A 22864-nucleotide genomic window follows, 5' to 3' on the forward strand; every position below is an offset into this window, starting at 1 on the left:
AGAGTAGGGAATCTCTAAAGTAACGCTGCTTGCTTCCAGAGATCCCCAACTCGTTCGTGTCTCACTCTTGAGGATGACAGTGCTGTAGTGAAGAGGAGTTTTGTTAGTCATTCCATAGAGAGGCGAAGGAACGAGTAGGGAATCTCTAGACGGTTTTTACTTAGCCTAGAAGCAAGAAAAGCCGCACTAAAGCGGCTTTGAGAGCCCACGCCCTGTGAGCGAGTGTAAGGAAAATAGTCAGTTAGATAAGCGCACCAATACTGATCATCACAACACAGAATAGCGTCAGAATGGCTAGCAATGGTGCCACCCATTTCACCCAGCGCACATAAGGCACACGGGCAATGGCAAGGCCGCCCATAACGACTGCCGAAGTGGGGGTAATGAGGTTAACCAACCCAGAGGCAGATTGATAAGCCGTGATGACTAGATCACGTCCGACACCAGCAAAGTCTGCGAGTGGGGCCATAATTGGCATGGTGAGTACCGCCAGACCAGAGGTTGAAGGTACAAGGAAAGATAGCAATATCTCAAGGAAGAACATGACGTTAATGAACACGACCGAAGACAGACCCGTCACCATCTGTTCCGCTGAGTACAAGATGGTGTCAGTGATCATACCGCGGTCCATGACCACCACAATCCCGCGCGCGATACCAATGATCAGCGCTACGCCGAGTAGGTCACGAGCGCCATCGATAAAGCTGTTAGTAAATTCTTCTTCGCTCATACGTGCGACGAGCCCAACTAAAATCGTTGCTGCTAAGAACATGGCTGAAATTTCCGCCATCCACCAGCCCGCGACAGAGACACCATAGATCATCACGCCAAATGAAGCGCCGAAGATGGTTAAAATCACTTTACGTGTAGTAGTGAACTCAAGAGATTCGCCAGTTTGATTACCAAGGAAATGCGCTTTGTTTTCTTCGTATTTATCGTAAACAATTGACTTGCTTTGGTCTTCTCGCACCATCCGCGCGTAGCGCATGACGTAGGCAACACAGATGATCCAGCCGATCACTAGCATTAAGACACGTAGCATGATGCCATCAGTAAACGGAATGCCAGAAGCATTAGCGGCAATCACGGTAGCAAAAGGGTTGATAGTGGAACCTAAAACACCAATGCCAGCACCAAGTAACACAGTTGCAGCGGCAACCAATGGGTCAAAACGAGCCGCCATCATCACTGGTACCAACAGAGTGTAGAATGGCAAGGATTCTTCAGCCATGCCGTAGACGGTTCCTCCGGCAGCAAACAGAGCCATCAGGATAGGAATCATCATCTCTTCTCGGCCTTGGAGACGCTGTGTTACACGTTCAATCCCAGCGTCTATAGCGCCTGTTTTGGTCACCAGCCCGAGGAAGCCACCAATCACAAGGATGAACAGAGATACGTCAATCGCAGCGGCTTCATAGCTATTATGGTCATAGAAGCCGTCAATCGGTGCCAGAAGCACGTCAATAACGCCTTGAGGGTTACCCTCCACAGATTGGTAAGTGCCTGTGACAGGGACTTCTCGCCCCAACTCTTCATTCATTGCTCGATCATACTGACCAGCAGGGACAATCCAGGTCAGCAGTGCAACCAATGCAATCAAAATAAACAGAATCGTGTAGGCTGAAGGGAACTTAAAATTGGCAAAAAAGCCGCCTTTTTTTTCTTCAGTAGGTACAGTTTGGGTGGTCATAGTGATCTCCTTACTCTTACCTGTTGAATAACAAATAAAAGTTAATCAGCGACTAGAGTTACAAATATAAAACTCACAAATACTAAGTTATTGGAAACATGATAATTATTTTGAGCTGTTTACAAATAGCTCTTAGAATCCATTTTAATTATTGATAGACTTTCTAACTTTGTTGATCTTCACAAAAATATCTAGTGTTGACTTATTGGTTTTTAAAAAAATATTAATGCTGGAGTATTTGTTTAATTAAAATGAATTTCTATTCCTTCTCTGGATGTAAGGGCAAGTTATTTCGGAGATGATTGATGGTGAATAAATAAGATATGGAATTTTATTCATGAACTCGGATTTTCATTCAAGAGCATTTTTTGAAAGATCTTTTGACCAAAATCAAAATAAAACTGTGATGTAAAACTTTTTATTGGAAACAAAATAAAAAAGGGAGCACTGGCTCCCTTTCTGATTACAGTAGTGATTAGATCAGTAGGCCACCGAAAGTGAAGCCTAATCCAACCGCAGATGTAATGGTCACCACGCCAGGAATGAAGAATGGGTGGTTAAATACGTAGCTACCGATGCGAGTTGAACCTGTGTCATCCATTTCAACGGCGGCAAGCAACGTAGGGTAGGTTGGTAGAACGAACAGAGCGCTCACTGCGGCGAAAGACGCGACTGCCGTCAGTGGAGCAACACCAATTGCCAGAGCAGCAGGCATCAGAGCGACAGTCGTGGCGCCTTGTGAGTAAAGCAACATAGAGGCAAAAAACAGAACCATGGCCAGCATCCATGGGTAATCAGAAAGCAGCGCACCTGCCACTTCTTTAATGCCATCCACGTGTGCATTGACGAAGGTTGAACCTAACCAAGCCACACCTAGCACACATACACAAGCGGTCATGCCAGAACGGAAAGTCGAGGCGTTAGGGATCTTTGAAGCATCAATCTTCGTGAATAGAACGATAGCTGCCGCTGCCGCCAGCATCACTGTCATGATCGCTTCGTTACGCCCAAGTGCTGGGTCAACAATCAGCCCGACTGATTTAGAGATGGCTGCCGCGTAGCAAACCACGAAGCCAATTGCCGCAAGGAAAATGTATGTGGCTGTTTTCGCCGTCGGAAGAATGTCACGTTGCTTTTCCGTTGCGAGCTTGATTAGGCCTTTCTCCAAGCGCTCCTGATAAATTGGATCATCCTTCAGTTCACTGCCCATAAAGTTCGCGACAAAAGCGCCAATCATACAAGCGATGAAGGTAGTTGGGATACACACCGCAAGCAGTGTTAGGTAGTCGACCCCCATGGGTGCCAGCATTGCGGCGAATGCCACTACTGCCGCTGAGATAGGTGAAGCGGTAATCGCGATTTGCGATGCGACCACAGCAATGGAGAGAGGACGAGATGGGCGAACGCCTTGACCTTTTGCGACCTCTGCAATGACGGGTAGCGTTGAAAAGGCCGTATGACCGGTACCGGCCATTAATGTCATAAGGAAAGTGACGATAGGCGCATAAAAGGTGATGCGCTCAGGGTTCTTGCGCAAGAAGTTTTCTGCCAGTTGTACTAACCAATCCATACCACCGGCAACTTGCATTGCAGCAATTGCTGTGATGACCGACATAATGATCAGAATAACATCAACAGGAATGTATGCCTGACTGGTCGGTACGCCAAGAATTAATGACAATGCGATAACGCCTGCACCGCCCGCAAAGCCGATGCCAATCCCGCCGATCCTAGCTCCTAAAAAGATAAAGAGCAGAACGACTAACAGTTCGACCGCTACCATAATAGATACCTCATATTGTTAACTTAAATTCGATTATCTAAACACTCAGTGTCTAAACGTTTAGATAATCGCAGGAGGGAGTCACTGAACGGCTTAACCCTGATAAAATTGTGGTTAACCGTATTCGTGACTAAAAAAGGGCCCTATTGGGCCCTCCTTGGTAGCAATCTTATTCGTAGCGTTTCGCTTTATACTTAGGATGCATAAAGTTTTCAACGTTCAAGATATCGTCCAACTCTTCTTCAGTCAGTAAGCCGCGCTCTAGTACGACTTCACGGACGCTCTTACCCGTTTCCGCACAGATCTTACCTACGATGTCACCTTCATGGTGGCCAATGTATGGGTTGAGGTAAGTCACGATACCGATTGAGTTGTAAACGTAGCCTTCACAGATCTCTTTGTTAACCGTGATACCATCGATACATTTATCACGCAGGTTGACACACGCGTTAGACAGCAGAGAAATAGACTCGAACATGCTTTGCGCGATAACAGGTTCCATCACGTTGAGCTGTAGCTGACCACCTTCTGCGGCAAATGAGATAGTGTTGTCATTACCCAGTACTTTGAAACAGACTTGGTTGACCACTTCAGGTACTACAGGGTTAACCTTAGCTGGCATAATAGAAGAGCCGGCTTGCAGTTCTGGGAGGTTTAGTTCGTTAAGACCGGAACGTGGGCCAGACGAGAGCAGGCGCAGGTCATTACAGATCTTAGACAGTTTGACCGCCAAACGCTTCAGCGCACCGTGCGTCATGACATAAGCACCACAGTCTGATGTTGCTTCAATCAAATCTTCTGCTGGGACTACGTCTAGGCCAGTTACGTCAGCTAAGTGTTTCACCGCCAGTTTCTGATAGCCTTCCGCTGCGTTCAGACCAGTACCGATTGCAGTGGCACCTAAGTTGATCTCCAGCAGTAGCTTTGAAGTGTACTCCAGAGCGCGGATTTCTTCATTTAGAGTCACCGCCCATGCGTGGAACTCTTGGCCTACGGTCATTGGCACCGCATCTTGAAGCTGAGTACGACCCATTTTAAGCACGTCTTTGAACTCTTGGCTCTTGAGTTCAAACGCCCCTTTCAGGTATTCAATCGCTTCAATCAGAGTGTGAACGCTATTGTAAACGGCGATACGGAAACCCGTTGGGTAAGCACAGTTAGTGGACTGGCTCTTATTAACATGGTCATTTGGGTTAACGAATTCGTACTGACCTTTTTCCTTGCCCATCAGCTCAAGTGCGACGTTGGCGATCACTTCGTTGGTGTTCATGTTGACTGATGTGCCTGCACCGCCTTGGAAGACGTCTGAAGGGAACTGATCCATGCACTTACCTGTTTCAAGGATCAAATCACACGCTTCAACCACGTATTTCGCTACATCTTTAGGAATAACGCCTAACTCTTTATTTGCTAACGCCGCGGCTTTCTTGGTCATCACCATACCACGGACAAATTCAGGTACGTCTGAAATGGTGACATTAGAGATGTTGAAGTTTTCGATAGCGCGTAGCGTGTGGATGCCGTAGTAAGCGTCGGCAGGAACGTGGCGTTCGCCAAGTAGGTCTTGTTCGATACGAGTGGCTGCAGCTGCAGTGCTTTGAGTATCAGTTAGGGTAGCCATCACAGGATCCTTAGATAATTATTCTGATGATAAAGTAAAATGCTAGCCATTCTGCAGTGTAAGAATCCTTTCGTCAGAATTTTTGGCTGTAAAATCCGTCCTGACTTATGGGGCTCATGATACTGTACCCAGCGGATAAAAATAGTAGCTTGATCACCTTTTTTGCTTTTGTTTAGTTAAACTTTTGCAAGATATGAACAGGGTATTAATAACAATAAAATAGTCGTGACTTATTGGGGTTTCTATCACTCTTTTTTACAGCTTTGATTTGAGCTTGAATCCGCTTTGCGCTTACACTGGGTCTAACAAAGGAGGGTGTGTGTTTCCTATCTTATTATTGATGTTTATTTTTGTTCCTATTATTGAAATAGGCCTGTTTATTTCGGTCGGCGGTTATATAGGATTGTGGCCGACGATCGCATTGGTACTGATCACCGCGTTTGTCGGTGCTTCTTTGGTACGCAGCCAAGGTTTGCAGACCTTGATGTCAGTGCAAAACCGATTGCAACAAGGCGAGTTGCCTGCTCAACAAATTGTTGAAGGAGTGATGCTAGCGGTCTCTGGGGTACTGCTCCTTACACCGGGCTTTATGACCGATGCGCTCGGCATGTTGGTGCTATTACCGGCACCACGCGCTGCGATGGCCAAATTCCTTATGAGTAAGATGACGGTGCAGTCTGTCGGCGGTGGTTTCCAAGGCGGTTTTGGCTCTGGAAACTTCCAACAAGGCCCTTTTGATCAAGACCCGTTTAATCACCAACCTAATAAAGACGGCAACACGTTCGAAGGGGAATATGAGCGTAAGGATGGCGACGACAACAATCGTCTCAATTAATGGCAAAAGCCTCGTCAAGACTTGGTAAATAAAGGCGCATCCCAGCGCCTTTATTGGTATTTGCCTCTAGAGCTTTAATTCTATTTATAAGCAAAAGCTAAACTAAATCAGCGACCTAATCTCATTTGTGCAACAAACGTTTCACCTTATGTTTAAAATTTGAAGTACCTTCAAATATTCAGCATATCTATGAGACCGAAATCTCACTGTCACTGAATGTTGTTTTTAGTTTCATGAAAAAGATAAACACTTGTCGTGCTTTATAAGTCTTTTCTCAATAGAAAAGGTGATTTGAAACACGCTTTCTAATCCCTATACAACAAAGAAAGCGATACAAGGTGGACAGAATGAAACAAAAACTAACCCCAACCTTACTTGCCGCAGTGGTTGCAAGTGCGCTCTCCGCTCCAGCGATGGCGGATATCGTCATTTCTCAGTACGTAGAAGGTAGCAGCAATAATAAAGCTATTGAGATTGCCAACACTGGTGACTCTGCCGTAACGCTTGATGGCTATGAGCTAGCAAAATCGACTAATGGCGGCGGTGAGTGGGGCAGCAAACTGGCTCTCGATGGCCGTGTATTGGAAGCACAAAGCGTTCTGGTTGTTGCACATACTAGTTCAAGTGATGAAATCAAAGCGGTCAGTGACATCCTAAATGGCTCTGTGATTGGATTTAACGGTAATGACCCGGTTGCGCTACTTAAAGATGGCAACGTACATGATGTATTGGGTAGCATGGGTGGCTCAGATTTCGCAAAAGATGTCACTCTAGTACGCAATGTTGATGCGATGACGCCTTCTTCTACTTACGACGCTTCTCAATGGTCATCGCTAGCAAAAGACAGCATCGAGGGTTTAGGTGTACTGGATGGCGGTGAGACACCAGAGCCGTTCGCTTGTACTCAAGACGGTGGTGAACCTGTCTTTACATCAATTCAAAAAATTCAGGGTGAAGGTGATACTTCTCCATTTATCAATGGCTATCCATTTATCACCGATGAAGACTTCTTCGTTAAAGGTGTTGTCAGTGCAGTGACGACAAGCCTAACAAAAGGCTTCTATCTACAAGCGCTGGAAGATGATTACAATCCGAAAACATCGGAAGGCCTGTTCGTCCATACCAATCAGTCAAGCTCTGATCTTAAACCGGGCGATGTGGTGTGTGTGAAGGGTAAAGTTCAAGAGAGCTACAACCTGACGCAACTAAAAGCTGAAAACAACAACTGGGTTAAGCAAGGTGAGCAAGCTGCACCAGTGGCCACGGCGATTGAAGTGATGACGGAGGATGCCAATTTTGATCAAACGCTAGAGCGTTACGAAGGCATGTTGGTGAAGACCACGGAAGCGCTGGATATGCGCGTTACTCGCACCTTTGGTTACGATTACGGCTCGCGCCGTAACAACATGGTTGTTGCTCATGGCCGCGTTAACATGCACCCTAACCAGAATTTTGCAGCAGGCTCTGAAGACGCGAAACAGCAGAGCACTGACAACGCACAACGTCGTCTGTTCATTGAATCTGATGTTAAGGCAGCTAACGGTAAAGTTCCTTACTACCCAGACTTCGGCCGCACTGATATTGACCAGAATGGTTCAACAGAAGACTACATCCGCATCGACGACACCGTCGTTGGTTTGGAAGGTGTTCTAAGCTATAGCTACGGTGATTACCGACTGATTGCTACCAACACCTTAACTAACGAAAACTTCGTACGTAACGATCCTCGTACTGAAGGTATCGATATGGAAGAAGGTGATCTTCGTATCGCGACGTTCAACGTACTCAACTACTTCAACTCCCCATTTGGCGGTGACGCTAACCAGCACGGCGACAACCGTGGTGCTAACAGCTATGAAGAGTTCGAAGTCCAGCAAGCGAAAATTGTTAACGCTATCCTGCGTCTTGACGCCGATATCATTGGCTTGATGGAAATCGAAAACAATGGTTTTGGTGACAGTGGTGCAATTCGCCAGCTTGTTGATCAGCTCAACCAGCGTATCGACGAGAAGAAAGATCATTATGACTTCGTGGCCGTTGACAGCAATGGCGATAAAGTGACGGATGAGAACGACTCAATTGGTACTGACGTTATCACCACAGGTGTTATCTACCGCTCTAAAGTGGCGAAGCTTAAACAAGTACGCGTTATCGAAATGCCAAGCCAGCGAGCGCCAGCTGTGCTAGATGATGATGGTAAAGTGATCGAAGATGGTAAGAACTACCAGCGTAATTCATTAGCACCAACGTTCAAGATCAAAGGTACAAACGAGAAGATCACAGTTGCGATAAACCACTTCAAATCGAAAGGTTCTAAATGTTGGGAAGACGCAGCACCCGTTGACCAAGGCGGTCAGGGCGGTGTCGATACTGACCAGCAAGGCAATTGTGAGCATTTCCGTGTTGCAGCAGCGGTAGCACTGGGCGACGCGCTGAAAGACATCAAAGGTCATAAAGTGATTCTTGGTGACTTGAACTCTTACGGTATGGAAGATCCAATGCTGGTTCTGACCGATTACAGTGAAGAGAAGTACGGTAAGCAGATCAAAGCGGCGCGTAATACCTTCATTGGTGAGACAGAGCAATTTGGTGATAATGGTGCGGTGATTACTGAAGGTTACAACTACATCAATGCTGTTGCGATGAAACATCCAGATAGCTGGAGCTACTCGTACAATGATGAAGTCGGCGCGCTCGACCACCTGCTCATCAGCCCAAGTCTGAAGAAGCATTTTGTGGATGCGACAGATTGGCATATCAATGGCGGTGAATCGACATTGTTTGATTACAATGATGAATTCAAAGGTGACTTGCCGAAGTACAACGACCACTACCGCTCTTCTGACCATGATCCAGCTGTTCTAGAACTGAACATGGCAGGTTCATTCGGTTTTGGTGCATTAATGTCATTGTTTGGCTTAGCACTATGGCGTCGTCGTAAGTAATCCCATGTTTAGATAAACCAAATAAAAACCGCCACATTCAGTGGCGGTTTTTTTATTCGTATAAGTCGGTTGGCACTTCGGTTTCACAGCGAGCTAGATCGTAATCACGAGTGGTGCCGCTTCTGCCACGGAAGTGAAACCTTGCAATCATGCCTCGCTCTATATACCAACGTAAATCTTCACAAGCGTAGCGGTAGCTCAACTCAATAACGTGCGCAGTTGCCCAACGAGTGTTGCCAGATAGGCTCGCCGAGTAGTAGATCACACCATGATCAGTTACTTTTAAATTTTTGATATCACTTAGGTGCTCTTTAGCTGTATCAATAGTTTCTTGACTAGCTGTCGGTTGTAAATCTTCGATGTTGGTTGTTTGACAAGCGCTCAAAGCCAACGCTGAAAAGCACGCCAGCGCAAAATGTTTTAGTGTCATTATGGTTCTCGGTTGATAGGAAATTAAGGACGATTCTTAACAAAGGGAGGATTTTATTGATAACCGTTACCAATGTGTAGTGATAAATTTATAAAAATAAGAGAAGTGTGAATTTAAAGGCGTAGAGCCTTGCTTAAAGCCACTGTGGTTTAATTAAATACTTTTTGTGTATTTCTTGACCAACCATCATTGGTTCGATGCCTTATATTTATTTTTTCTAATTTAAATATCTGACACTAAAACTAAAGTACTAACTTTTCGATTGCCTGTGAGTGATGTCATGCACTCACAAACACATAATTTGATTACATTCAAAATATCTATATATTGTGCATCCTTTATATATTTACTATTCGTTTCGCTGGCAAGGGCAGTACTGCTCCCGGCCCGTTTCCTTTCAAAACAATACACCTTAAAACACACGAAAATCGGCTAATGAAAAATCAACTCTTTTGTCTATTCAAAGCTGCGGCGTGTTATCTGTCGAAAACCTCGTTGGTGGCATTAACCATAAGCTTGAGCGTTCAAGCTGATGTTAAAGCCCCGTTGCAGGGAAGCGGAGCAGATAAACCGACCGTTATCGCAACTCAATCTAAGTATCTCGTTAAAATAGCTAAAGCCAATGAATATGGCTATTCCATCAATGCACTTAGCGAACTTGATACAAAGGGTAAGACGCTTGTGCTTGCCAACTCTTATCAGATAAACCCCAAGTTATCTGGCGCTCCCGCGCAAACTATTGTTCTATCATTGGACTCAAGTAAAGTCGCAGACTTTGCCGAAATTAGGGTCGAAGGTCGCGCAGCTGATGTCATTGTATTAGCACCAAAAGGCATCACCTGTAACGGGTGTTCAGTGGTCAATGCTGAACGCGTGACGCTTGCGACGGGCGAAGCCGTTTATGAGAGCGGTGAGTTAACAAGCATTGCCCTTTCTTCTGGAGGGATAACGGTTAGCGGTGCTGGTTTCTCAGCGTCACAAAGTAGTTTGGTCGATATTACCGCAGGTCAAGTCATCATTGATGCGCCATTGACCACGAACATGAAAGGTCGTGTGGTGACACGGGCTAACCAGGAGCTAAAGGAGATTGACCCAGCAGGAACTTTGGAAGTATCCAATGGTGATGTGCAAATCATCGTCGGAGATAACACGTTCCGCTACAGCGACCGTCAATCGGATGCCAACTTCAAGACTTTTTCTGGCAATGCGTTAACCCTAACAGACAACGCTGACATCACAGTCGGTAACCTGCATTTAGAATCGACCTATGAAAATGGTGATATTTCAATCGATGGTCGAATTCGCGCCAACGGCGCTTGGACATATGTTGGCCGATATAACAACCAAAGTATTGTTCCGCTCGAATCAGTCAAGGTTAAGTCGAATGGCAATATCTCAATCTATGACCAGATTATTGCTGCCAACCGAGTGGAGTTGGAATCGACCAATGATATTCGCATTATTCCAGAGGGAGGGGTCAAACGGTTTGGTATCGATAACATTCGTGCGGCTGAAGTAGATGTTGCTGCTGTGGGTATTATAGAAAACACAGGTGCTATAGTTGCTGAAAGTACGTATTTATCTGGTAATCAGGTGTTTAACGAAGGGGACATTGAAGTATCGCGTGATATTTACATCAATGGTAAGCAAGCAATAAAAAATCAGTTTGGTGGAGTACTGTTAGGTGAAAATATTCAGCTAAAGTCAGAGTTACTTGTGACAAATGGTTCCTTATACCCCTATAGGCTTGTCCCTAAACCAAACCAGAAGTCTAACACTGTAAGAAACTATAGAAGTATTGTTAATACTTCGCCGGAAGTAGAATTGGGTGCTAAGTTAGCAGTACCACCTGCGCCAGATTCAATGATGAAAATTAATGTGGATAGCCTAGAAGCTTTTATTTTAGGGCAAAATATTCGTGTTGAAGCTCAACAGTTTATTAATTCGAACCCTTATAACGTTTCGAGAAATTCCATCAACGAGCCAGAACTGGTTTTGGACTACACCAAAAGCAGTCAGGTAATAGTATCAGCCGAATCAACTTTGGATCTGCGGCTTAGCTACCGATTTTGGAATATATCGGCCATCGCGGAATCTTGGACTGGCAACACAATCATAGATGCACCTCAAATTGATAATGAAAGGTACTATATTTGGGCACACACTCATACAGATATAGTTAAAGTTCCGAAGCCTCATGATTGTGTATTACTTGAAAAGGCTACAGTAGACAATGGAATAATTCAGCAACTAGTAAAAAAATATGGATTCCGAAAACTTATCGAATTGACTCAAAGTTGTAATAGTTATTCAACTCAAACTACCGAAAGGCATCGTCAGTATATTAAAGCGCTGTCACCGCTAGCTCATATTAATACTGGTTCTGATTTGATTCTAAAGTCTCGAGATTTGAACAATGAACATAGTGCAATTGAAGTTAGAAAAGATGTATTTGGTTCAGTAAACTCTGTGTGGATGCAAGGGTTGAGTCTTCGTGAGATATGGGAAACAACAACAGTAACGAATCATTCAAGAACTTATTGTACTAAGCGTGTCATTAGGAAATGTGTAAGAAGAAGAACAGATTACTGGACCACTTCTCGAACAGATTTAACAAAGAATGAACAAGCGTCTAAATACCCGTTTGTTTTTTATGTTGATGGCCATATTCATAAAGGGTTCGGGATATCACGAGTATTGATGCAGGATATTACTTTTGGACCATATGCTACTTCTTATATTCCTAAAGTAGAACCTGCCCCACCAATTAAGCCAAGTAAATATATTCCAATAGTTAGCTCTGGAATTACTTTCTTTGTCCCTAACCCAAATTTCCAAGAATAAAAAACAGTTGGTTAAAATGAACAAGATAAAAACGCCGCTATGGCAAAAAGTAACTTCTAATACGTTACTCGCAGCGTTCGTTACTCACCTGTCCTTCCCTGTTTATGCGTCGGTGAAAACAAATATTGCGCTCGAAGAAATTAAGGCAGCGGTGGCTTATACCGCACGTTATAACCTGATGGAATCGGTTGACCAATACCTTTACACAGGTGCACTGGAAAGCGATGAATTGGGTATATTCGATGGTTTTACTCACTTCTTCAACTTATTGACTACAAGTAACCCAGAACTTATCCCTGGTTACAGTGCAGAGATGGGCAAGCCCGTTGAATTAACAACTTTGCCCGCGCGATTTGGTTCCCCTTATGTTGAACGTGGCATCATTCGCCACCAAATTAGCCAACTTCTCAATAAGAGCTGGATAAGTAAACCAGGCTATTCAAGCTACAACGAGCAAACCCAAAAGCTCTATGAAAATGCCGTGGAAGTGGCTAAAGAGAATGGCTTTCAACTGGGGCAACGCTTGACCGAACAACAAATCGCTGCGTTGACAAGAGATATTGTCTGGCCTGAAATTCGAACGATTGATGGCAAGTCATATTTGGTGCCGTTTGTGTATTTGACGCCAGCAACGATACAAGAGCAACAGTTACTTGAATCGACTTTTGCCGCGAACAGTGCAGAAATCAATACACAAACCTTTGTTGTCAATGGCAGTCGTGTTGAGTTTAAACACGATGCGTTGATTGATGTTGAGCAAGACTTTATCAACACACAAGGACATATCAGTGGTCAAAAATTTACGATTCGTACTGGTCGTGAATTGCAAAACCTATCTGGGACGATTACTGGCGATGACGTCACCCTCATTGCGAATAAACTAACCAACGACACTTTGGTCACACGTTTAGATTATGGCCATGGCTTTTCAGAAACCTTTAACCAAATTGGGACCATTTCTTCATTAGGTAATTTGAATATTTACACGTCGGGAGACGTTGTCAGCCATGGTGGCAGGTTCAGTTCTCAAGGTTCTCTTGAGATAGAAGCTGGTGGCAATATTATTCTTGTTCCTCAGCAAGATAAAGATCAACGAGCAGAATCCGGTGAGCGTTGGTCTGATAGCGAGTCCTCACTCGTTAACCTACAAACCAGCTTGTCGGCAGTCGATACACTTTCACTAATCGCAGGTGGAGAGGTGTTTATTCAGGGCGCAGCTCTGGAGAGCCAGGGGTTGTTGCAGATCCTGGCAGGCCACGGAATTACGCTCAAAAGTGCCGCAGACTTACGTTCTTATGAGAGAAAGTTCGAAGCGGAAAGCGGTGGCATGTTTGGCACCAAGGAAAGCGAATCAGAGAGTGCGACGGAAGCTGAAATTGTCAGAACGCTGCTTAAAGCGGGCCAAAGTATGTTGCTCTCAACTGAGAACGGCAATGTCCTACTGGAGGCGGTAACGATTGACAACAAAGGCATGTCAAAAATTATTGCTGAAAATGGCTCGATTGATTTCGAATTGGCGAAACTTCTAGAAACCTATAGCCATGAACAGTCTTTTGAAGGGTCTTTGTCTTTCCGCCATCAGGGTAATGGCTACCAACGTGAAGTGGCTTACTATTCGGAGTTCATCAACAACGGTGGCTTTATTTTGGATGGTGCCCATGGAGTACGAATCCAAATTGCCTCAGGTTCAAAAAATCTAGATCATATTATTGCCGACTTGGCCCAGAGCCCTGAACTTGCATGGATGCAAGAGGTTCGTAACAACCCTGAATACAGCCACGTCGATTGGGAATCTATCGAGTTGGTGGTTGAAGAATGGGATTATGACCAATCAGGATTAACCCCTGCTGCGATGGCAATTTTGTCCGTCGTAATCGCTATTGCAACCAGTGGTGCCAGCCTAGCAACAACTCCAGGTACAGTGACTGCTGGCGTAGCTCTTGACACTGCTATTGGAGCAGGGATTGCAGCGTTAGAGACACAGACGGTTGCGAGCCTGCTAGCAAACGGTTTTGATATCAAAGATACACTTGAGCAATTGGCGTCTGATGAGTCCCTTACCTCGTTAGCAACGACTATGGTTACAGCCGGAGTATTAAGTGGCTTAGATATTCCGCTGTTTTCAGGTGATGCAGGGGTAAGCCAGAGCATCAATGATATTCTTGGTAATATCGCTAGTGAACCCATTATTAATCAGGCTATCTCTCAGTTGGTAAAGACAACCGTGAATACGGGGGTGTCTGCGATAGCCAATGGACATAGCATCGAAGAATTTGGTGATGCCTTTGTGCAGAGTATTGCTATATCAGCAGTAATGCATATAGGAAAAGATCTAGCCAATAAAATAGGCATAGCTTCTCGAATACAAGACGGACAAACAGAACCGGACATAAATACGGCAACCCAATACATTGCTCACGCAGCGTTAGGCTGTGGGTTGGGGACCGCTATCTCCAGTATTAACGGTGGTAATAGTAGTGCAAACCGTAATGGCTGTGCTTCAGGCGCCGCGGGAGGAGTGATTGGAGAGTACGTCGCTCAGCAGTATAAGGCTCATACTGATGTTCTGAAGTCAGAATCCGAGGAGTTTGTAACTGACGTTTTTGAAGACCTTAGGGCGGAAAACCCGACGTTAAGCAATAAAGAATTAAGCATTAGGTATGAACAGGAGCTTTTGAGGCTTCAGCAGCAGGGTGTCGATATCTCTCGCCTAGCGGCAGGAATTACCGTTTTTGCGTTTGGCGGTAACACAGATATCGCTATTTCTACAGGTGGCAACGCCGCTCAGAATAATGCTTTCTTTGTTATACCTGCGCTGCTTATTGCCGTTAAAGCGGCCATGGCGGCCGCAACAGTTTATGACATTGGCGAAACCATTTATCAGCTATATCGAATTCTGAATGGTGATGCAGAGATTAATATCACGCCTGAGCAGGCAGTGATAAACCTTCTTACTTCACTTGGCATTAGAATCGTTACGAAAGGTATCAATAAGATCCCTCTAGACAAGCTCCCATTTGATGAACTGATGGAGCTCGCTAAATCTACGTTATTAGGTCGGGGACATGCGCAATACGCGACAGCATTAGGCCACCTAGAAAATAACTTTCAGAAGGACGCAAAGGGTAACGCTGTTGCTTCGGGTAGTGCGCCTTCATCGTGGTATAAAAAGCCGGCGGGGATGAGTGAAGAGGATTATGGAAAGTATTTGACTCATAAAAACTTGGCTCCTTACTCAAAATTCACGCCAGAACAAGTCGTAGAAAAACTAAAGACTCATGATTACGAACCAGATAGAGGACATGGTACTTGGGTTAAGAAGGACCTAAAAATAAAGAGACATAGCGCTACACCAGTAGAAAAGATCTATGATGGCAATTGGCTGAATCTAAATGATGAGATCAAGGTTAAAGGGCTTGAGAAACCAGTTACGGTAAAAGCAGCAACTGAGCGTAGGCAAGAACTGCTCGAGCAAAGCAGGCGAGCAGAAAACGATCCCAATGAGCGTAAACCATCACCTTCGGAAATTAACGTTTTCTCTGAAGCCCTAGGTGAAATGCGTGCGAAGATGTATGCGATTGATAAGGACTTAGGTGAAGAGCTCACAAATAAGATACCAGGCAGTAAGCAAACCAACTTTGTCTTTGATCAGGTCTACGTTAAGGATGGCAGAGTAAGTATTCTTGAGGCGAAAGGCAGTATTACTGAGTCGCCAAGCTTAAGCGGTCATACAATAGGTGAGAATAAATATATGCAAGGTACTCAAGAGTACTTTGATAGTATGATGACACATATGCAGAAGGCGACACGTGGGCTGGCCCCCGATCACCCGTATCGTAAAACTTACGACGCAATAGAGCTGGCACGGGAATCTGGTCAGTTAGACTATAAAATGGTGGTGCAAACCATCTCTCCAGCAACTGGGGAGCTAGGGAATACCTTAGTCAAAACTTACGATATTAAATAGAGGCAATGGATGTACGATTTTTCTCAACATTATTTTCCGGAGCGATTAAAAGAGTCTGGCGCACTGGAAGGTCGCCCTCAGGATCTGATAGATCAAGTACATCGCCGTATAGAGACGTTTAATTTATTAGGCAATGAACGATACCCTTTTGTTATGGGTCGTGTTGCCGAGAATTTGGTTGGGTATGCTGTACAATGTGAAATCTTTGGTTGCGCACACAACCAAGTCAAATGGCTACTGAAAGAGGCGGTTAGTGCCTACTGTGCCCACTTTAATATGGAGCGCCTGCCAGGTACGGAAGTCACTTTTGAACTGTTTGGACAGACTCGACGCGCTATCAGCGAAGAAAAGTCACACTATACACGTAATGCTCTATGGTTAAATGCCGTCTGTCTTGCTGAGTTGGTCGGTGACAAAACGGCACTGGCGGATTTATTGGCTTACCCCACAGAGAACTTTCTAAACGTGGGCAGCATTTCGCCCGTTAAGACAACGGTCCATTTTGTTGACCTGTTCAAAGCATTTTTTGGCCGAGAGCAGGATATTCAAGTAAAAAGTGACGTTTTTAACCGCTGTAATGCCCTTGCTCAGCCTGGTGTGATTACATCAATTGATACGGAATTGGCTGAAACTTATGCTTGGTTTATGAAGATACCGCTTTTTCAGCTGGTCGGTTATCAATGGGGTGTGCAGCAGGAGTCGTTAGAGGAAATCGCTCAAGCCGCGATGCAAGCTAATTACGATTATTTTAGTCAGATAGCGCCTCAGCCTGGGCAGGTTACCGGGCCTGAATCTTTGGACCTAAATGATCATTATGCATTGCTGCACATTCATATACTGGCATTTTTACGTGTTATTTACCTACAGAGAAGAGAAGTCGTGGATATTGAATCACCATTTCTACCTTTGTGGCTAATTAAAGGCGAAGGTCCATCGCTAGATGAACTCAATCAAACGATGCCTAAGTTTGATTTGTCGATGTTTGGCTTAAAATAAGCAATTCCACTAAAAATAATGAGCCACGCTTTAATTAAGTGTGGCTTATTTCTCTTTCAAAATATTATCGAGCGATTCAATCTATCATGAAAAAAATAATCAGTTTCCTATTTTTATTGTCGGCATTTTACTCTCATAGCCTATTGGCTTGGGATGGCATTATACGAGGAAAAATTCAACAAGTGCACGTCACTGAGGCCGAAAATTATGGCTTCCGAGTCATGTTTACAAGCAAAGCCACCTTGTGTGGTAACCAACATACTTGGGCATATCTGAATAAGTCAGATAGTAACTATGAAACCTATGTTAGTACACTGTTATCTGCAAAGCATGCGGGTACAGATGTTCTTTTGTATACCAATCAAGACGGTTCTAGCCAAAACTACTGCAAAATTGGCTATGTCATACTTGATTAAATGTACGATGAAATGAAAATTAAACTTTTATCTATGCTACTTATTTTATCAGCTTATATTCAAATGCGAGGTAGTCAGTCTGGTTATCCGATAATTGATCGTATCTGGCTTAAGCAATAAATAATTTCTTACTCTATTGATAGTCATATATCAATAGAGTAAGAAAGATTATAAGGACAAATATGGTCACCTCGCTGATCGCAAGGCCCGATTGAAATTAATGTCAATCTTTTCTTTGAGCTAATTCATAGGCCCCCTTTGCGGAGATTTACATTGATGGTCGACGGTCTTGCGACATATATCCGGCGTCGTTATAGCAACGTCAGGGCGGGATCACACTTCGCTCACTTCTTAATCAAGCCGTATTCGAGCTTAAAATCTAAGTCGAATTTCCCGAAAACTGCCGAGAAAATACAAACTCCTCAGTTTGAAAAGCGACCAATATGTTTGCGGATTGAACGATTAAGTTAGTATGCTCTCACCCTGATAGCAACGTTGAGTTTGCTGCGCCCTAATGAGTTCCAAATTGACGTCTTATCCTCCTCTACACACACATGGCTTTCAATAGCCGCTGTCCCTAACAGGTTTTGAATAAGACAAACCGTTTTACATCAGTGTATTACCGCTCTTTTACAGATGGTTCTCTTTATCAGCCACACGCCAAATCAGGATTGTAAGGCGTTCCTTTTACCAAGACGGCCCAAATAATCCGTGCCAGCTTATTCGCAAGGGCAACGACCAATTTGCAGACGTGCATCTTGAGCTTTAATGTCTGTAGCCACAGACTGAATGGGTCCGATTTTCGTTCACACCAGTTTATCACCGCTCTTGCCCCCTGAATGAGCAGTTTCCTTAACTCTCGGTTTCCGCGTTTGGTGATTTTTCCAAGATAGTTTTTGTTACCACTGCTGTATTGAGATGGCGTCAACCCTAACCACGCGGAAAGTTGCCGACCATTTTTGAACTCACCAACGCTGTTTATCGAACCAATGATGCCTGAAGCGACAAGAGGCCCTACGCCAGGGATGCTCGATAATAGCGCGTAATCCTTGTGTTGACGGGCACACACACTTCAATGCCATGAACACTGGTTAAATTGGACTAGTATTCAAAAAATGACCCATTGTGCTTTCTGGTGTGTGTCCTTTTAAAAAAATTCATTCACAGGGTGGATGTATTGTTCCAAAGCAAGATATGACGTTGATGTTTTTGAGAACCTTATTTGTTTGCGAATTAATGGAGTGGAGTCCCACATCTCCCTTTAGACGATAGTGTATTCTGCAAGAGAATATGAACTAACATCGCAAATCTTGATTCTGAAGCAAAACGATAACCCCAATGGTTCTTTTGGCTGTATCTTTAGGAGCTCTTTGAGTGTTAGTGTTTCATATAATGTTATGAATAAAAAAGTAACTATTGGGACATTTTGCTATGGAAGGCATCACAAGCGATCTAAAGTCAGAGCTAGATCATCACTATAACTTTAACTATCCTTTCCCACCAAGGCACCACGATTGGTACTGGTGTGATGCTTCAATGAGCTATGATGAGGCTATTGAAGCCTTCCATGCTCAAAGTAAAGAACAGCAACACATAAGGCGTAACCCTGTTAATCGTGATACTCCAAAAAAAGTTATCGCTCCTGATTCTCACTATGGTAAGAGGTATCCATTTCCACCAAGACACTCAATGGCTTGGCAGAATACTCAATATGGTGTGAGTTATGATGAAGCCGTTGCTTTGTATGAGCATGAAAGGGCAAAGGCTATCGATCCTAGATTGGTTCGCAATCCCCTTGTGAGTGTGTCGCCTAAAACGCCTGAAGGTTCGCGGTTAGCTGTTCAAGCTATGAACCGGGAGTTAGCTGATATTGAAGCTGTAAGTACATCTGTTCCAATTTCATCGAATATACCCCAACTCAACGCAAAACAAATAAATAGTCGTGAAGTTGAGCAAGGCATTTTTCTATGGATTGAATCGAAGGGAACTGGACATACGTTTTTATCCATACATCAACCTGAAAAAGTGACCGTATTCTCGTATGGGCGCTACGATGATGTGGGGCTAATTCCTGCTGTTGGTGAAGGCGTTTTACTCAAGCTTGAGGCCGATTATGCCATTGAGTATATATTGCGGCTGCTATATAGAATGGAAGCAAAAGTCTTTAAAATATATGATGTGTCCCCTGACAAGATAAACAAATATTTCAATGCGTTATGGGGGAGTAGTTCTGAACGGCCAGATGCAAAAGATGCAACTGAGACAACAAAGTTATTTGGTCGAGTTATTGATAATTATGATTTGTCAGGAAACAATTGTGTGACGCATAGTGTTAACGCTTTAAAAGCATCAGGCTCACGTATTTTTGACAATGAATTGTTTAGCCTTAAATATTCAGAAGATTTTGTTATTCCATCATCTTTAGAGCGGTACATGATTGATGTCAGTCAGAGCTTTGAAATGATGTCGATAGATGTGACTAGCCAGATGAAGAGCCGTTTTCCCAACACAGGTAATCTATCGTCATTAGAGAATGCAGGAACGTTTGACGAAAGCCTTGGGGCTTTTGGCGAAAGTTCGGGATATGCAGGCAGTTCATCAGGGTACTCTGGTGGCACTCGTGGTGGCGTTTTAGGTAGTAGCAATGAGCCGTAAGCTAATTATATTGGTCGGTGGAGTGAGTGTTGTATTTGTTTATATCGCCTTCTTTATTGCTACGATGTTTGCTTCAATGACTTTTAAAAACTGGGTTAGCCTTGGGTCATCTGTCGATGACTCTGATATTGCGACTGTTCAAAATATAATGAACACTCTAGTTAATATTCCTATTGTGGTATTTTCACTGCATGTGATTTTGATAACTTTTATGTATTGGTATAGCCGAAGCAGAAAAAGTTCGTCCGAGTAGTTTTTAAGCAGATACTAACAAAGCACTGTAAACCCATACCGCCAGCGTAGTCTGGCGTTATTTTTATCGTTTGCGGAGTTATTGCTTGCCTTTCCGCCTTGGTATTGCACAATACCGCCCCTGACAAGCAATTTTATCAACACCAATCCAGACCCATGCTGTTAATCATCGATAACTACGATTCCTTTACTTACAACCTGTACCAATACTTTTGCGAGTTAGGTGCCGAGGTAAAAGTGGTGCGTAACGATGAAACAGATATTGCAGCGATTGAAGCGATGAAACCCAGCCATCTAGTGATTTCTCCGGGCCCGTGTACGCCTAATCAAGCTGGGATCACCCTAGAGGTGATCGAACACTTTGCCGGTAAATTGCCGATACTTGGAGTGTGCTTGGGCCATCAGGCCATTGCTCAGGTGTTTGGTGGTGAAGTGGCGCGTGCTCGTCAGGTCATGCATGGAAAGACTTCCCCAATCCGACACAACGGCCGCAGTGTTTTTGCTGGTTTGAATAATCCTCTTACAGTGACACGTTATCATTCATTAGTGGTGAAAAACGGCACGCTACCCGAGTGTTTTGAGCTCACCGCTTGGACGGAACTCGAAGATGGCTCAATGGATGAAATCATGGGCTATCAGCACAAAACGTTACCTATTGATGCGGTGCAATTTCATCCAGAATCGATCAAAACTGAGCAAGGGCACGAGCTTCTTGCTAACTTTTTACGCCGTTAATGCCCTCTGTTGGCCTCAGTAAATTCTGACTGGGATCACTTTTTTTAACATTTCTTTCATATTGTTGCGCGCGGATATTATGTGAAAAACTATTCGTAAGCGTTGCCCTGCCTGACTCTCCGCCCTTGTTATTACTATGCTTAACTACAGCTTATCTTTGTTATAAGAATATATTGCTTCATAAAAGCGGTGGCTTAATGCATAAATACTCAAAGCGAATGCAGAACAGACTTTCAGCAGTGAAGTAAAAAGAATAATTCACTATTGAAATGGTTAATTAAATGTAAATACAATGCCGCAATTGCTTAAATGCAAAACAATATGTGCTTTCGTCAAATGAAAGCAAGGATGCAAAAATTACCTGGCATGCGGTATCGAGAGGGAATGTGCAATGACAGTCGAAAATAAAGTAGAACGCGGTTTGTTTAATGAGGTGATGGTGCCTTGTTATAACCCAATGGAAATGGTTCCGGTCAAGGGTGAAGGCGCTCGTGTTTGGGATCAGGAAGGCAAAGAATATATCGACTTTGCTGGTGGTATCGCCGTGAGCTGTCTGGGTCATTGTCACCCTGCTATGGTTAATGCGCTGACTGAGCAAGGTCAGAAACTGTGGCACCTGAGCAATGTCATGACAAATGAACCTGCACTTCGCCTTGCGAAGAAGCTAACAGAGGTGAGCTTTGCAGAGAAAGTGTTCTTCGCTAACTCAGGCGCAGAAGCCAACGAAGCCGCGCTGAAATTGGCACGTCGTTACGCTGCGGATAAGTTTGGTCCTGAAAAATCTGAAATCATCGCTTTCAAACAAGGCTTCCACGGTCGTACTTTCTTTACAGTCACGGTAGGCGGTCAGGCGGCTTACTCTGATGGTTTTGGTCCTAAACCTGGTGATGTGACTCACCTGCCATACAACGATATTGAAACGCTACGCGAGCACATCTCTGATCGTACTTGTGCCATCATGATGGAGCCACTTCAAGGTGAAGGCGGTATTATTTCTCCAACAGACGAGTTTGTTCAAACGGTTCGCGAGCTGTGTGACAAACACAATGCGCTGCTTATCTTTGATGAAGTTCAGACGGGTAACGGCCGTACTGGCCACTTCTACGCTTACCAAGGTCTGGGTGTTACACCAGATATTTTAAGCACAGCAAAATCGCTTGGTGGTGGTTTCCCTATCGGTGCGATGCTAACGACCTCTGAACTGTCTGAGCACATGAAAGTGGGGACACATGGTTCAACATACGGTGGTAACCCATTGGCGTGTGCGGTTGCAGAAGCGGTGGTCGACATCGTCAGCGCACCGGATACTCTAGCGGGTGTTGCTGAACGTGAAGCGTTATTCCGTGATGGTTTAACTGCACTTAATGATAAGTACCACATGTTCTCAGAAGTACGTGGTAAAGGTCTTCTGCTTGGTGCGGCTCTGAATGAAGAGTGGCAAGGCCGTGCGCGTGACGTACTGGTTGCAGCCGGTAAAGAAGGCTTGATGGTGTTAGTGGCAGGCGCGAATGTGGTTCGCTTTACACCTTCATTGGTTATCACCAAAGAAGAAATCGCAGAAGGATTAGCAAGACTAGATAAAGCTCTAGCAACGCTAGCTAAATAAGAAACACCTAGTCTAGTACTCATATCGATATAAACGGTGTCATCCTCAAGAGGAAGGCACGACCGAATTGGGGATCTCCTGCATCGCGT

14 protein-coding genes and 1 pseudogene are annotated in these 22864 nt (G+C 44.3%); 10 read left to right on the forward strand and 5 right to left on the reverse strand.

The genetic code is table 11. From position 1 onward, the window contains the following. Positions 1-241: 241 nt before the first annotated feature. From TW84_RS19690 to aspA, 3 genes are all read right to left on the reverse strand, one after another. A complete protein-coding gene (locus tag TW84_RS19690) occupies positions 242-1690 on the reverse strand; it encodes a YfcC family protein (protein ID WP_045977338.1) in 1449 nt (482 codons plus the stop codon). A gap of 475 nt (positions 1691-2165) precedes the next feature. Further along, a complete protein-coding gene (locus TW84_RS19695) occupies positions 2166-3473 on the reverse strand; it encodes an anaerobic C4-dicarboxylate transporter (RefSeq protein WP_045977339.1) in 1308 nt (435 codons plus the stop codon). Between the two features lie 169 nt (positions 3474-3642). Continuing rightward, positions 3643-5094, reverse strand: coding sequence for an aspartate ammonia-lyase (gene aspA, locus TW84_RS19700; protein WP_045977340.1), 1452 nt, complete (start codon positions 5092-5094; stop codon positions 3643-3645). A 319-nt stretch (positions 5095-5413) separates the two neighbouring features. Here aspA and TW84_RS19705 point away from each other — a divergent pair, with 319 nt between their 5' ends. Further along, complete coding sequence (locus TW84_RS19705) at positions 5414-5929, forward strand: FxsA family protein (RefSeq protein ID WP_045977341.1); 516 nt, start codon at positions 5414-5416, stop codon at positions 5927-5929. A gap of 347 nt (positions 5930-6276) precedes the next feature. Next, positions 6277-8874 (forward strand): ExeM/NucH family extracellular endonuclease, encoded by a 2598-nt coding sequence (locus TW84_RS19710; RefSeq protein ID WP_045977342.1) that lies wholly within the window; start codon positions 6277-6279, stop codon positions 8872-8874. Between the two features lie 52 nt (positions 8875-8926). Here the strand turns inward: TW84_RS19710 and TW84_RS19715 are convergent, their stop codons facing one another. Further along, positions 8927-9304, reverse strand: coding sequence for a hypothetical protein (locus TW84_RS19715; RefSeq protein ID WP_045977343.1), 378 nt, complete (start codon positions 9302-9304; stop codon positions 8927-8929). Positions 9305-9739: 435 nt separating this feature from the next. Between TW84_RS19715 and TW84_RS19720 the strand changes: the two genes are divergently transcribed. The 4 genes from TW84_RS19720 (at position 9740) to TW84_RS19735 (ending at position 17527) form a co-directional block, all read left to right on the forward strand. Next, the gene (locus tag TW84_RS19720; RefSeq protein WP_045977344.1) at positions 9740-12148 is read left to right on the forward strand and encodes a two-partner secretion domain-containing protein; all 2409 of its coding nucleotides are present in this window, start codon (positions 9740-9742) and stop codon (positions 12146-12148) included. A 16-nt stretch (positions 12149-12164) separates the two neighbouring features. Continuing rightward, positions 12165-16115, forward strand: a complete 3951-nt coding sequence (locus tag TW84_RS19725) for a DUF637 domain-containing protein (RefSeq protein ID WP_157634074.1) — start codon at positions 12165-12167, stop codon at positions 16113-16115. A gap of 9 nt (positions 16116-16124) precedes the next feature. Further along, positions 16125-17111: an Imm49 family immunity protein gene (locus TW84_RS19730; RefSeq protein ID WP_045977346.1), complete on the forward strand. Its 987-nt coding sequence runs from the start codon at positions 16125-16127 to the stop codon at positions 17109-17111. An 86-nt stretch (positions 17112-17197) separates the two neighbouring features. After that, entirely contained in the window at positions 17198-17527 is a 330-nt protein-coding gene (locus TW84_RS19735; protein ID WP_157634075.1) for a hypothetical protein, read from the forward strand. Between the two features lie 649 nt (positions 17528-18176). On the opposite strand, the pseudogene TW84_RS19740 reads toward TW84_RS19735, so the two are convergent. Next, positions 18177-18590: pseudogene (locus tag TW84_RS19740) on the reverse strand (IS110 family RNA-guided transposase); the annotation flags it as partial. A 368-nt stretch (positions 18591-18958) separates the two neighbouring features. Between TW84_RS19740 and TW84_RS23790 the strand changes: the two are divergent. From TW84_RS23790 to TW84_RS19760, 4 genes are all read left to right on the forward strand, one after another. Further along, positions 18959-20182 (forward strand): hypothetical protein, encoded by a 1224-nt coding sequence (locus TW84_RS23790; protein WP_052707946.1) that lies wholly within the window; start codon positions 18959-18961, stop codon positions 20180-20182. Beyond that, the gene (locus TW84_RS19750; RefSeq protein ID WP_045977347.1) at positions 20172-20435 is read left to right on the forward strand and encodes a hypothetical protein; all 264 of its coding nucleotides are present in this window, start codon (positions 20172-20174) and stop codon (positions 20433-20435) included. Before TW84_RS23790 ends, TW84_RS19750 begins: the two co-directional genes overlap by 11 nt. 155 nt (positions 20436-20590) lie before the next feature. Next, positions 20591-21169, forward strand: coding sequence for an aminodeoxychorismate/anthranilate synthase component II (locus TW84_RS19755; RefSeq protein WP_045977348.1), 579 nt, complete (start codon positions 20591-20593; stop codon positions 21167-21169). Positions 21170-21560: 391 nt separating this feature from the next. Continuing rightward, on the forward strand, positions 21561-22775 hold the full coding sequence (locus tag TW84_RS19760; protein ID WP_045977349.1) for an aspartate aminotransferase family protein: 1215 nt from the start codon (positions 21561-21563) through the stop codon (positions 22773-22775). Positions 22776-22864: the final 89 nt, after the last annotated feature.

Origin of the sequence: Vibrio neptunius, assembly GCF_000967495.1 — a bacterium.
In the GTDB taxonomy this organism is placed as follows: Bacteria; Pseudomonadota; Gammaproteobacteria; order Enterobacterales; family Vibrionaceae; genus Vibrio; species Vibrio neptunius.

What these genes read in the sequence shown, in the direction of transcription:
- TW84_RS19690 (WP_045977338.1), bottom strand. Translation starts at nt 1,690, where the DNA reads ATGACCACCCAAACTGTACCTACTGAAGAAAAAAAAGGCGGCTTTTTT.
- TW84_RS19695 (WP_045977339.1), bottom strand. Translation starts at nt 3,473, where the DNA reads ATGGTAGCGGTCGAACTGTTAGTCGTTCTGCTCTTTATCTTTTTAGGA.
- aspA (WP_045977340.1), bottom strand. Translation starts at nt 5,094, where the DNA reads ATGGCTACCCTAACTGATACTCAAAGCACTGCAGCTGCAGCCACTCGT.
- TW84_RS19710 (WP_045977342.1), top strand. Translation starts at nt 6,277, where the DNA reads ATGAAACAAAAACTAACCCCAACCTTACTTGCCGCAGTGGTTGCAAGT.
- TW84_RS19715 (WP_045977343.1), bottom strand. Translation starts at nt 9,304, where the DNA reads ATGACACTAAAACATTTTGCGCTGGCGTGCTTTTCAGCGTTGGCTTTG.
- TW84_RS19720 (WP_045977344.1), top strand. Translation starts at nt 9,740, where the DNA reads ATGAAAAATCAACTCTTTTGTCTATTCAAAGCTGCGGCGTGTTATCTG.
- TW84_RS19725 (WP_157634074.1), top strand. Translation starts at nt 12,165, where the DNA reads ATGAACAAGATAAAAACGCCGCTATGGCAAAAAGTAACTTCTAATACG.
- TW84_RS19730 (WP_045977346.1), top strand. Translation starts at nt 16,125, where the DNA reads ATGTACGATTTTTCTCAACATTATTTTCCGGAGCGATTAAAAGAGTCT.
- TW84_RS19735 (WP_157634075.1), top strand. Translation starts at nt 17,198, where the DNA reads ATGAAAAAAATAATCAGTTTCCTATTTTTATTGTCGGCATTTTACTCT.
- TW84_RS23790 (WP_052707946.1), top strand. Translation starts at nt 18,959, where the DNA reads ATGGAAGGCATCACAAGCGATCTAAAGTCAGAGCTAGATCATCACTAT.
- TW84_RS19750 (WP_045977347.1), top strand. Translation starts at nt 20,172, where the DNA reads ATGAGCCGTAAGCTAATTATATTGGTCGGTGGAGTGAGTGTTGTATTT.
- TW84_RS19755 (WP_045977348.1), top strand. Translation starts at nt 20,591, where the DNA reads ATGCTGTTAATCATCGATAACTACGATTCCTTTACTTACAACCTGTAC.
- TW84_RS19760 (WP_045977349.1), top strand. Translation starts at nt 21,561, where the DNA reads ATGACAGTCGAAAATAAAGTAGAACGCGGTTTGTTTAATGAGGTGATG.